The sequence below is a fragment of the Pseudomonas sp. LBUM1678 genome, assembly GCF_059695575.1.
The window spans coordinates 6,024,735-6,037,388 of sequence record NZ_CP166775.1; the positions used below are offsets into that span (position 1 = coordinate 6,024,735).

Consider the following 12,654-nt stretch of genomic DNA (forward strand, 5'->3'; position numbering starts at 1 on the left):
GTCAGTTGACCGTGACCTGGCCGAGGACCGGTTTTTGTTCCTGGGCCTGATGTTGTGGCGCGTAGACCTGAGTGAAACGCACCGGCGGCAGGTTGAACTGGCCTTTCTGCGAGAAGCGCACCAAGTGACGCAGGCGCAGTTCGCCGCTCAAGGCATCCACCGGAATCGCATAGGCCATTTGCCCCGGCTCGAAACGCGCTTTCTCCAGCGCGGTCGGTTCGGTGCCCGCCTTGCCCATGAGCTTGATGCCCCAGGTCGTGCGCTCGACATCGGCACCCGGCGGCAGCGGCACTTCAATCATCCCGTAGCGCAACGGCGTGGCAGCTTTGCTGGTGATGATCACTTCGTCCAGATACAGCGCGTCACTGGACAACGGTTTGTTGCCCACCGCTTCGAGCTTGAATTGGAACGCTTCGTCACCGGGCACCAATCGAGACAGGCGACGAGTGATGGTCACAGCCATCGGATCAACCGGCGGTTGCTTGGTCTGGAAGCTCAACGCAGCCCGCAACGGACGTTCTTGCGTCCCGGTCAGCGACAACACGGCCGGCACGGGCGAAGCACCCTGCCACGTCCAGTACATCTCACCTGTATCACCGTGTTCTTTCTTCCAGCCTTCACCCGGTGCCAGTGCAATCGTCGGCGACGCTTGCTCGATGCTGCGCTGCAACCAGGTCAGCGCCAACGCGCGTTCCAGGGTCGATTGCTGTGGCAGCAAACGTTGCAACAACGCTTGAGCGTGAGCCTGATCGAAGGGTTGCAGCGACAGGTTCAAGGCTTCGGCAAATGGCTGAGAACTGACGGCCAGACGCTGTTGCGCATCCGGCAGTTGACGACTGAATGCATCGGGCAAAACCACCTTGGACTGATGCGCAAGGGAAGCGGTCAACGCACGCGCCGCCGCCAAGCCAAGCGCCGAATCCGGATCGCTCATGACAAGGCTGTCCTCGCCATCCTCCATCAGGTTCGCCGCGTTACCCTCGCCTGCTTTCGCCAGATCATCCATCAACCCACTGAGCAGCGTGTTGACCGGCAATTGCATCTGCTTGGCGAACGACAGAATCAGCGCTCGCTGCAACAACGGCGTGTTTTTCGCCTGCTTCGAATAGACCTCCAGCACCCGCTGCCAATGCTCCGGCGGCAGGCTCAGTTCCAGCGCTTTGCTGGCGTGCCAGTCGGCGTAATAGGCATAGGCCGTAAGGAACGCATCCGGCTCACCGTCCATGCCCCACCAGGTGAAACTCGCGGAAGGCCCGGCCATTTGCACCAGGCGCAGACGGCTGTTTTGCATGATCAGGCGCAAGCGATCGCGAATTTGCGGGTTAGACGACAAGGCCGGATACGCGATGCTCAGCGGCAGCAATCGGCTAGCGGTTTGTTCAACGCCACCGTACGGATAGCTCAGCAAATCATCGAGCGCCGAACGGAACAGCGCTTGCGGACTGTCATCCAGACGCAGGCGAATATCGCTGGCGTCCGTTGGCAGGGTCAGCGGTGTGTCACCACTGGCCACGTCCAGGCTTTGGCTTTGCGTGACCTGCCAGCCTTCGCCGGTCGCGGTCAGGCGCACGGCCAGGGCGTCGGCGGTTTTGCCGTCCTGCACAAGCTCGGCGGTCCACTCGCCAGAGGCCAGTGCGAACGCGGGCAGCGCGATGTAATTGATGCCGTTATTCAGCGTCACCGGCACGCGCTGTTCGGCGCCGCCGTAATGAATCACCAGCTCAGCCTTGACCGGTTTTTCGGCCTGGCTGAACGCGAACACACCGAGGTCCGGTCTGTCGCCATTGCGGAATTGGGTCGGGCCGCTCCACTTCAGGTACAGCGGTTTTTCCGAGCGCACGAATTGCTTCTTCTGCCCGACCTGACCGTCATCGGCGATGGCCCGCGCAGTGATGCGCCAGCGGGTCAGCGAGTCCGGCATCTTGAACGTAAAGCGGGTTTTACCGTTGGCGTCGGTCACCAGTTCCGGCTGCCACGCGGCGGTGTCGACGTCTTCACGACGTGGCCGCTCCAGCACTTTCACGCCCCGCTCGCTGCGGTTGGCTTTGCCGGGAGCGCCAGGGCTGCCCGGCAACGCAACGTCGTAGCTGATGAACGACAGACTGGCGCTGGTGCGCACGTTGTTGCGGCGCGGGTGGTAGAAGAACTGGTCGATGGTCGGTGCGACTTCGGGTTGCAGCGCGTAGACCATTTCGTCCACCACGCTGACCGTCAGGTGCGCCGGGATCGGCTTGCCAGCGAACTGGGTGGTCAAGTCAACCGATACGGTATCGCCCGGCTGATACGCCTCTTTATCGGTGGCGATGGCCACATCGATTTGCGGCGCAATTACCTTGATGCCGGCGTTCTGGAAGCTGTACTGACCACCCTTGGTATAAAGCACGGAGAAGGTGAGGTTCGGCGCGAAATTATCCTTCACCGGGATCCGCGCGCGGTATTGGGTGTCGCTGAGTTTTTCCATCTTCAGCCAGTCGCCGCCCTTGGACAGCAACGCCGTGGCCTCGACCTTGTCGCGCTCCAGCGACAGCAAGGCATCGCTGATCGGTTCCGGGAACGTGATCAACGCCAGGGCTTCATCGCCCGCTTTGTACTCGGGTTTGTCGAGGACGATTTCTACGGTGCCGGGCACCGCTTTGACGCCATCGCCAGTGACCGAATGGCCGGTGGCGCCGACGACTCGGCCATGGTCATCCTTCAACGTCAGGTTGTAGGTGCCCGGACGCTCGAAGGCCAAGGTGAAGCTTTTATCCGTTGCGGCGAGTTTGCCCTCGCCCGTGCTCTGGTCTTCCAGACGCATCCAGCTGTAGCTGCTCGGCGTGACGGTTTTGCTTTGCTCGCTACCACCTTCATTCAAATAGCCGAACGCAACCTTGTCGCCCACCGCACTAAAGCGCTGCGGCGCACGCAGGCTGAAACTCGCCGCACCACGGTCGATGAGGATTTCCTTGGTGGTCTTGACCCGATACGCCGCGCCATCGCTGGCAAACACGGTGAGCATGTAGCGGCTCGGTTTCTCGGCGGCCGGCAGGTCAAGGGTCGCGTTGCCCTTCGAATCGGTGGTCAGTTCGGCGCTGGTCAATTCCACCGGGAATTGCCCGAGGTATTGCAGTTCGTTGTCGACCATCGACAGTTGCTGGGCGCGCAGGCTCAGGGTCAACTTGGCGTCGGCCACCGGTTTGCCGTCCGGGTACAGCAGCACCAGATTGCCCTTGACCGGTTCGCCGGTGCGGTAATCCTGCTTGGCCAGGTTCAGCGAGATTTCGAAGTGCGGCTTGATGTATTCGGCGACGCGGAAAGCGCTGCTGTAGGCCTGATCCTTGTAGCTGAAACGCAGTTCATAACCACCCGCCACGGCGTTGTCCGGCAACTGGAAACGGCCTTGGGTGCCCGCTTTTGAATCGAGTTTCAGCGCCAACGATTGCAGCGCAGTGCCAGTGGCATCGAGCACGGTCACGTTGACGTCTGCCGCAGTCGGCAACACCGAATCGCGCGCGTTCTTGAACTCGCGGCCGACGATTTTCAGCGACACCCAATCCCCCGGCCGATACAGAGGCCGGTCGGTGAAGGCATAGAGTTTGGTGTCGTAGATTTCGCTGTCGTAATAGAAGTTCTCGGAGACAAACACCCCGCCCTCTTCGTCCTCGCCGATCACGAACGAACGCTCCGGACTGACGTGTTTCAGGCGCAGCAAACCATCGGCATCAGTGGCGCCGCTGCTCATCACGCCGAGGCCATCGGTCCACAGCACATTCACTTTTGGCACCGAACTGCCTTCGTGTTTGCGCGCAGCCCAGACCACCAGTTCATCACCTGCAATCTTGCTCACGGCGACGGTGTTGGAAACGAAGACCATGGTGGTCGCGCGGTACTTGCCGATCAGCGCTTCCACCAGATACAGGCCGGGTTTCAAGTTGCCCAACGGGATGTACACGTTGCCCGGTGCAACGCTGACGAACTCGCTGGAAGAGCCGGCCAGATTCACCCCCGTAGGCGGTTGGATCGGTTTGGCTTGCCACAGCGGATAACGGAACTGACTGACCACCGGCAGGCCCGGAATCAGTGCGAATTGCGGCTGTGCGTCGTAAGGCGTTGGCGCAGCAATCGCACTGCCCATCTTCAGCTCAGGCACTTCCTCGGTGACTTGTTTACGCGACTCGTAGGAAAACGCCCGCTGCATCACGCGACGGGATTTGCGGTACCAGTTGTCCCACAGGTACGCGAGGGTGTTCGACAGGCCTTCGCCCTTGAACTGGCCGTCACTGACCACGCGGTGCAGGTTCTTCTGGCGCTTGAGGAAATCCAGCGGCTTGTCGATGCGATACACCCGAATGTCGGCGCCGCCGTAAGGCTCCATGCGGAACCGGCGATAGTCGCGGCCCGGCGCTTCGAGGCGCACCATCGCCTGTTCGTCGCTGGCGAAACTGCTGTCAGCCAGCAGAAAAAAGCTTTCACCGGCCACCGGCGTGTAGCCGCTCGGCTCGACGGTGTCTTCGGCGTTGACCGCCGAAAAAGGCAGCCCTAAGACCAACAGCAGAGGCAGAAAACGCAACATGCGGGCACCGATCATTGGGAGAGGAAGTTCAGTCGATAGACGCCGATGAAGTTGGGGTTGGCTGCGTCGGGTATCCATCGGGTGTCCTTCCATGTCATGAGTTGCTGCAGGCTCGCGGAACGCATGCCGTTGTCAGTGGGGGTGGTGGTGCCGGTGTGATAGGCGATGTAGCGACCCATCCAGATCATCAGGTGCTGGTCGTCGCCCTGATCGAAAAACATCAGGTCGCCAGGCCGGGCTTGCGCCAGATCCCGACCGACCAGATGGCTGTTGAACTGAATCAGTTTGATCGCGTTGACGTACGGCCCGACCTTGCCGCCGCCCTGCTGCCATTGCTGGGCGAGGCCGCGCTGGGCTTCGCTCAATTGCAACTCGGGCGGCAGGTAGCGGTTGGACAGGCCATTGCTGCGCAGCCATTTATCGTCATGGACTTTCAGCGCTTCGTTGGCAGCGAAACGCACCAGCCCGGCGCAGTCCTGCTGATACCAGCGCGGGCTCGGGCCTTGGGTCAGTTGTTCCTGGGCGATGCGCACGAACCAGGCGCGAAACACTTGGGATTGCTGCGGATCCAGCGCTGCGGCTTCGGTGGCAAATGCGCGGCTGCCCAGCAACATCGCCAGCAGGCCGAGGCCTCGGATGAGTGCGGTCACAGGGCTTTCCATTCCAGCGGCAGCCACTGCCAATGGCCGTCAGGCTCGCTGCCTTCGGGCAAGGTCAGGGCGTATTTGCCGTAACCGCCGAGCTTGCGCAGTTTGGGAATCAGGTAGGTTTGCGCGGCGTTGTAAAACACCGGTTCCATGTCCTGCGGCAAGCTGTCGAGGGTTTCCTGTTGCATCAGTTGCGCCATGGAATCCGGGCCGAAGTAGACCGGCATCAGCAGGTCTTTCGGCACCACGTCGGCCATTGGCGGGAAGCGCTTGTCGAGGGTGCCGAGGGCCTTGTCGACCAGTTTGTCATCGAGGGAGAACAGCAGCGTTGAACCGTGGCGCGCCAGGCTCACCTTCATGAACGCCTTGCCGGTGATCGCGTCCGGGTTCTCGGCATCCTTGGCTTTGTAAGGACCGAAGTTGGAGCTGACCTGGCGCTGCCACTGATGGGTTTCGCCTTCCTGTTTTTCCACGACCGGGAACGCGTGTTCTTCGACGTTGCCTTCGTAGGCGCCGACCATCGAGCCGAACAAATTGCCCAGATCACCGTCGAGTTTTGCGCTGTCATCATCATTCAGGCTGGCCACCAGCAACGGCGTGTACAACCGCGAATCGGCGTACCAGCACAGGCCGGCGGCACCGGCCATGTGTTCGGTCAGGGCCTGGGCCACCGACTCTTCGGCGCCGAGTTTCACCAGCAACGGTTTTTGTTGCTCGGCGGCCAGCGGCAAGGCGACGCAGGCGCTGGCGCCCATCGGCATGGCTTGCCAGATCGGTTTGAAATCGAAGTCCGGCTGGTTTTCCAGTTCATCCATGGCGAGGAAGCTGTGCCAGCCCTTGTCGTCCATGTCGAAACGCAGGCCGGCGAAGTTCGGGATTAAACGCTGATACCCCATGGCCAGAACGCTGGAATTGACCGAGAGGCGTTGTTTCACTTCGGGCGCGCGCGGCGGCAGGCCGAAGGCTTCAGGGAAGAGTTTCTGACCGCCGAGCAACGCTTCCAGCGATTGAGTCGAAACCATTCCAGGCTCATCGATCGGGCCATTACTGTTGTCGTACAGTTTCGAAGGATTGGACAGCACCACCAGCTTGTCGCCATGAGAGGCAAACAGCAGCGCTTTGCTGTTGTTGTAGGCGAGCTGATACAGGGGCACCGTATCGCCGGCGACCTTGATGTCACCGAGCTGGGTCAGCTGCGTATCATCCAGCGCGACCTTGGCCAACGGCTCCAGCACCTTGGCCAGGCCGCCGCGATCCATCACCAACAGAAAGTCTTTCAGGCGACCGTCCGCCCCGCGCCACAGCGCCACATCCGCCGGTTGATCGAAGAGCTGCTCGATCAGGCTGTCCTGCAACTTCAGGTCGTGCTCGTAAATGATCCGCCGCAGGCTGCCAATCAACCCAAGGCGATCAGCATGGGCTTCGTAATAGAAGACGAAATCTTCGGTCAGGGTTTCCTTGAGGAACGGCACCGCCAGCAAGTCCTTGGGCAACTGGCTCAGGGAATGGGTTTCGAGCAGACCATCCGGGCGGCTCATGCCCAGTTTGTCGCTGGCCAATTCTGCCGCTGGCGCCTTGGGTTTGTGCATGAACCAGCCAAGTCCGGCCGCGACACCCGCCACCAGGCACAGCCCGATCAGCACGGCTGGCCAACGGCGAGGAGCTTTTGCTGCAGGCGCGTCAGCGGCCGGAGAAACAGTGTTATCACTCATGTTCACGCTCATGTTCCCAAAGCTCGGCAATTCATCCGTGGAGCGGGATGCTTAATAGTTGAAAGTCTTGACCAGCAGCAGGTCACCGATCGCGCGCAGGGGCACGATGAAGGTCTCGCGTTTTTCGTCGACGGTGTTTTCGTTGAGCACCAGGTTGATTTGCGAGGTGATGACCTCGTTCTGGTTGCTGGTCTCATCGAAGTTATAGCCGCCGCTGCCGAAGTTGCCCCAATAGTTCACGTAAACCAGATAGGTGCCATGCATCGGCGCGGTCATGGTGAACATTTCCGGGCCGGGGCCATCGACGCCGTCCGGGTCCAGACCGCCACCGTTGCTCATCGCCGGGCGAGCCCAGAACGCATGCTGGCCGTCGGGGGTAATGATGTGCAGATCGAGTTCGGCTTTCGGATCGTCCCACCCCAGCACCACGCGAATCCGCGCCGGGGTGCGCAGGTTGTTGGCCTCAAAGAATTGAACGCGCTTGAGGGATTTGCCTTCGGCACTGCGCACTTCGACGCTGTTGGAGCCCGCGCCGAACGCATACGGCCGGGCGAAACGCCCTTGGTCGTCGGTGTACAGATTCAGGGGGTTGCCGTTGACGGCCAGCGTGTGCGGCCCGCGTTGCGTGCCGATGGCCTTGAGCTGGCCCTGAATCATCGTGCGATTGCGCTGCACGCCCCGATCGATAGGCGGTGTCGGATAGGCAACTTGAGGGTATTCACTGCGGTCCAGCAGGCCGTTGAAACGCCAGCCGCCGACCGGTTCCGACAACTCAGCCGTCGGTTCGGCCCAGGCAGCGGTCGCGCAGACCAACGCCATCAGCACTAGAAGTAATGAACGCATGTGACGCCTCCTGCCATGCATAACGAAACCCTGCGCCCGATCCTCGGCGCGTTACAGATCCAAAAACTGCGTTTCGTCAGAAAGACCCGTGACTATTGGGTCGTAGAAGGCGCGAAGGTTAGCCATTCGGCAGTTTTTTAACAATCGGATACATCTACATTTGCGGTAGGAATCACGCACATTTGAGTCCGTGAGCCGATTAGCGAGGTTATTCGGCTCACAAAATGAGCCGAATACGACTATTATTCGGCTCATTGACCTCAGAGCACTGAACTCATGGCACCTCACTGGATCTGGCAGCAGCCCGACTGGCCGAATTTCAGCTGGCAAGCCGAGCGCCTGACACCGCTGCTGCGCGAGTGCGTACAGGCGCAAGGTCGGCTGATGGGCATGGCCAGTTCCGTGAGTAGATCACTCAGCGCGCAGAGCGAACTGGATGCGTTATCGCAGAACATCGTGACGTCTTCGGCTATCGAAGGTGAACAGCTGAATGTTGGCTCGGTCCGCTCTTCGCTGGCGAGGCGTTTGGGTTTGGAACAGATCGATGGCGATCACGTCAGCCAGCGCAGCGAAGGGCTGGCGCAGTTGATGCTCGATGCCACTCAACACTTTGAGAAACCGCTGACATTGGAGCGCTTACTGGAATGGCATAGATGGCTGTTTCCGGATAAGGACACTGACCTCGCTGCTAGATCGATCCATGTCGGCGCATTGCGTGGTGATGAGCCAATGCAGGTAGTTTCAGGGCGCCTCGACAGGCCGATCATCCACTTCGAAGCACCGCCCCGCCGAGGCCTTGAGCAACACCTCGATACGTTCCTTGCCTGGTTTGAAGCCAGCCGGAGTCAGGATGGGCTCGATCCATTGCTGCGGGCGGGTATTGCGCACTTCTGGTTCGTCACCTTGCATCCCTTTGACGACGGCAATGGTCGTTTGACACGCACCCTCACCGATCTGGCGCTGGCTCAGGGCGAAGCACAGGCCATTCGTTTTTATGCGATGTCAGCGAGCATTCTCGAGGACCGCTCCGGCTACTACCGGGTACTGGAAACCAGCCAGAAGGCGACGACGGATATTACTGATTGGCTGGAATGGTTCCTGAAGACTCTTTTGCGCAGCCTGCAACAGGCCATGGCGCGGATCGAATCAGTGCTCGGCAAGGCGCGTTTCTGGCAGGCACATCAGGCGTCGGCGTTGACGGCGGAACAGACCAAAGTACTGAATCGTTTGCTGGATGGCGGGGAACGCGGTTTCGAAAAGGGCATCAGTGCGGCGCAGTATCAGGCAGTGGCGAAGGTTTCGAAGGCCACTGCCACTCGTCATCTGAGCGAACTGCTCGAGAAAGGCTATTTGAAGCGTCTGCCAGGCGGCGGGCGCAATACTCGATACCAGATCAGCTACCCCGATGCCTCCACTGATTAATCAGGATCAACTCTGTCCTGTGGCGAGGGAGCTTGCTCCCGCTCGGCTGCGCAGCAGTCGTAAATTGCTGAATGCGGTATTCCTGAAAAAACCTGGGCGAATGGTTTTGGGGCCGCTGCGCGACCCAGCGGGAGCAAGCTCCCTCGCCACAGGGTTTGTTTTCAGCCCGACAGTGCAGCTCAAAACACCCCTCTCATTTGCCCATAACCCCCATGTCTGCTAGTGTCGCGCCGGTTTAACGTCAACCGGAAATAGCCGCCATGGCCCGCAAAAAAGCTGCACTGGATTTCGAACAATCCCTCGCTGACCTGCAAACGCTGGTGGAGCGACTGGAGAACGGCGAATTGTCGCTGGAAGACTCGCTGACGGCTTTCGAACAGGGCATCGGTCTGACTCGCGATTGCCAGGCGGCACTGGCCCAGGCCGAGCAGAAGGTTCAAGTGCTGCTCGAGCGTGATGGCGAGCTGGCCGAGGAACCCTTCGACGCGGATCAGCCAGAATGATTGCAGCGTATTCGGCGACCAGCCAGGCCCGCGTCAACGCGGCGCTGGAAACCCTCTTCAACGCGCCGAGCCCTGAGCTTGCGCGGTTGTACGAAGCCATGCGTTACAGCGTGATGAATGGCGGCAAACGGGTGCGTCCGCTGCTGGCCTACGCGGCGTGCGAAGCGCTGGGCGGCAAGGCTGAGCAAGCCAACGGCGCAGCCTGCGCGGTGGAGCTGATTCACGCCTATTCCCTGGTGCACGACGATTTGCCGGCCATGGACGACGACGATCTGCGTCGTGGCCAGCCGACTACGCACAAGAAATTCGACGAAGCCTGCGCGATCCTGGCCGGTGACGGCTTGCAGAGCCTGGCGTTCAGCGCCCTGCTCGACCCGCGCCTGAGCACCTCGGACGCTGAGACCCATCTACAAATGGTCAGCGCCTTGGCGTTGGCGGCAGGCCCGGCAGGCATGGTCGGCGGTCAGGCCATCGACCTCGGTTCGGTCGGTCTGAAGCTCGATCAAAAAGCCCTCGAAACCATGCACCGACACAAAACCGGTGCATTGATCGAAGTCAGCGTCAAACTCGGCGCCCTGGCCAGCGGCCGCGCCGAGAAGGACGAACTGAAGTCCTTGCAGACCTATGCACAAGCCATTGGCCTCGCGTTCCAGGTGCAGGACGACATTCTCGACGTCGAAAGCGATACCGAAACCCTCGGCAAACGCCAGGGCGCCGACATCGCTCGTGACAAACCGACCTACCCGGCCCTGCTCGGCCTCGACGCGGCCAAGGCTTACGCCCTGGAACTGCGCGATCAGGCCCTGCATGCGCTGCGACCGTTTGACGCGGCCGCCGAGCCACTGCGCGATCTGGCCCGTTATATCGTCGAACGGCGCAGTTGACAGCGTATCCGCCAAAAAAGAGCAACGCGTGGGCAGGGGGCGATGCATCAGGTAAACTGCCGCATCTTTTATACCTATAACGATTCGCCTGATGCCCACGACGTTTCATGAGATTCCCCGCAAGCGCCCGACCACGCCCCTGCTCGACCGTGCCAACACGCCGGACGGCCTGCGCCGGTTAGGCGAAGCAGAGCTGGAAACCCTGGCCGATGAGTTGCGCCTGGAATTGCTCTACACGGTCGGACAGACCGGCGGGCATTTCGGTGCCGGCCTGGGCGTCATCGAGCTGACCATCGCGTTGCATTACGTCTTCGACACCCCGGACGACCGGCTGGTGTGGGACGTGGGTCATCAGGCCTATCCGCACAAAATCCTCACCGGCCGTCGCGAGCGCATGGGCACCCTGCGCCAGAAGGACGGCGTCGCGGCTTTCCCGCGTCGTTCCGAGAGCGAGTACGACACCTTTGGCGTCGGCCACTCCAGCACCTCGATCAGCGCAGCGCTGGGCATGGCGATTGCCGCCCGCCTGCAAAACAGTGATCGCAAGGCGATTGCCGTGATCGGCGACGGCGCACTGACCGCGGGCATGGCGTTCGAGGCGCTGAACCATGCGCCGGAAGTCAACGCCAACATGTTGGTGATCCTCAACGACAACGATATGTCGATCTCGCGCAACGTCGGCGGGCTGTCGAATTATCTGGCGAAAATCCTCTCCAGCCGCACTTACGCGAGCATGCGTGAAGGCAGCAAAAAGGTCCTGTCTCGCCTGCCCGGCGCCTGGGAAATCGCCCGTCGCACCGAAGAATACGCAAAAGGCATGCTGGTTCCCGGCACGCTGTTCGAAGAGCTGGGCTGGAACTACATTGGCCCGATCGATGGCCACGACCTGCCGACCCTGATCGCCACCCTGCGCAACATGCGCGATCTGAAAGGCCCGCAGTTCCTGCACGTCGTCACCAAGAAAGGAAAAGGCTTCGCCCCGGCGGAAGTCGACCCGATCGGTTACCACGCCATCACCAAACTTGAACCCGTTGATGCTCCGGCCGCTGCGCCGAAAAAATCCGGCGGCCCGAAGTATTCCGGCGTGTTTGGAGAATGGCTGTGCGACATGGCCGCGTCTGATCCGCGGTTGGTGGGCATCACCCCGGCGATGAAAGAAGGCTCCGACCTGGTGGCGTTCAGCGAGCGTTTTCCGCTGCGTTACTTCGACGTGGCGATTGCCGAGCAACATGCGGTGACCCTCGCCGCCGGCATGGCCTGCGAAGGCGCGAAACCGGTGGTGGCGATTTATTCGACATTCCTGCAACGCGGTTACGACCAACTGATTCATGACGTCGCGGTGCAAAACCTCGACGTGCTGTTCGCCATCGACCGCGCAGGCCTGGTGGGCGAAGACGGCCCGACGCATGCGGGCAGCTTTGACCTGTCGTTCCTGCGTTGCATCCCCGGCATGCTGGTGATGACCCCGAGCGACGAAAACGAGTTGCGCAAAATGCTCACCACCGGTCACCTGTTCAACGGCCCGGCGGCGGTGCGCTACCCGCGCGGCAGTGGCCCGAACGCAACGATCGAGAAAGACCTGCAACCGATCGAAATCGGCAAAGGTGTGGTTCGTCGCCAGGGCAGCAAAGTCGCTCTGCTGGTGTTCGGCGTGCAACTGGCCGAGGCGCTGAAAGTCGCCGAGAAGCTGGATGCGACCGTGGTCGACATGCGTTTCGTCAAACCGCTGGATGAGGAACTGGTACGCGAAATCGCTGGCAGCCACGAGTTGCTGGTGACCATTGAAGAAAACGCGATCATGGGCGGCGCCGGTGGCGCGGTCAGCGAGTTCCTTGCGCGGGAAAACATCCTCAAGTCGATTCTGCACCTGGGCTTGCCGGACAGTTACGTCGAGCATGCGAAGCCTGCGCAAATGCTGGCCGAGTGCGGGCTGGATGAGGCCGGGATCGAAGCTTCGATTCGCGAGCGTCTGCAATTGCTAAATATTTAAACGCATCACCCTGTGGGAGCGAGCCTGCTCGCGATATCGGTCTGACAGTCACCTATTCTTTGACTGACACACCCTCATCGCGAGCAGGCTCGCTCCCACAG

At 60.9% G+C, this 12,654-nt stretch carries 8 protein-coding genes; 4 read left to right on the plus strand and 4 right to left on the minus strand.

Features of this window, described 5'->3' with window-relative positions:
• Window position 1 precedes the first annotated feature (1 nt).
• Genes ACA070_RS27410 through ACA070_RS27425 form a run of 4 tightly spaced genes read right to left on the minus strand, consistent with a single transcriptional unit; the run spans window position 2 to window position 7,754 of the window.
• On the minus strand, window positions 2–4,567 hold the full coding sequence (locus ACA070_RS27410; RefSeq protein ID WP_497452033.1) for an alpha-2-macroglobulin family protein: 4,566 nt from the start codon (window positions 4,565–4,567) through the stop codon (window positions 2–4).
• Entirely contained in the window at window positions 4,564–5,214 is a 651-nt protein-coding gene (locus ACA070_RS27415) for a DUF1175 domain-containing protein (RefSeq protein WP_497449082.1), read from the minus strand. The genes ACA070_RS27410 and ACA070_RS27415 overlap by 4 nt, the downstream gene beginning before the upstream one ends.
• Entirely contained in the window at window positions 5,199–6,911 is a 1,713-nt protein-coding gene (locus ACA070_RS27420; RefSeq protein ID WP_497449083.1) for a DUF2138 domain-containing protein, read from the minus strand. The genes ACA070_RS27415 and ACA070_RS27420 overlap by 16 nt, the downstream gene beginning before the upstream one ends.
• A 51-nt stretch (window positions 6,912–6,962) precedes the next feature.
• Window positions 6,963–7,754 carry a YfaP family protein gene (locus ACA070_RS27425; protein WP_497449084.1) on the minus strand — a complete coding sequence of 264 codons (792 nt, stop codon included), beginning with the start codon at window positions 7,752–7,754 and terminating at the stop codon, window positions 6,963–6,965.
• Between the two features lie 276 nt (window positions 7,755–8,030).
• Between ACA070_RS27425 and ACA070_RS27430 the strand changes: the two genes are divergently transcribed.
• The 4 genes from ACA070_RS27430 (at window position 8,031) to dxs (ending at window position 12,553) form a co-directional block, all read left to right on the plus strand.
• Window positions 8,031–9,176, plus strand: coding sequence for a Fic family protein (locus ACA070_RS27430; protein WP_497449085.1), 1,146 nt, complete (start codon window positions 8,031–8,033; stop codon window positions 9,174–9,176).
• A 260-nt stretch (window positions 9,177–9,436) separates the two neighbouring features.
• Entirely contained in the window at window positions 9,437–9,679 is a 243-nt protein-coding gene (locus tag ACA070_RS27435; RefSeq protein WP_007894317.1) for an exodeoxyribonuclease VII small subunit, read from the plus strand.
• Window positions 9,676–10,563 (plus strand): (2E,6E)-farnesyl diphosphate synthase, encoded by an 888-nt coding sequence (gene ispA / locus ACA070_RS27440; protein WP_497449086.1) that lies wholly within the window; start codon window positions 9,676–9,678, stop codon window positions 10,561–10,563. Before ACA070_RS27435 ends, ispA begins: the two co-directional genes overlap by 4 nt.
• 91 nt (window positions 10,564–10,654) lie before the next feature.
• A complete protein-coding gene (gene dxs / locus ACA070_RS27445; protein ID WP_497449087.1) occupies window positions 10,655–12,553 on the plus strand; it encodes a 1-deoxy-D-xylulose-5-phosphate synthase in 1,899 nt (632 codons plus the stop codon).
• The last annotated feature ends 101 nt before the right edge of the window (window positions 12,554–12,654 follow it).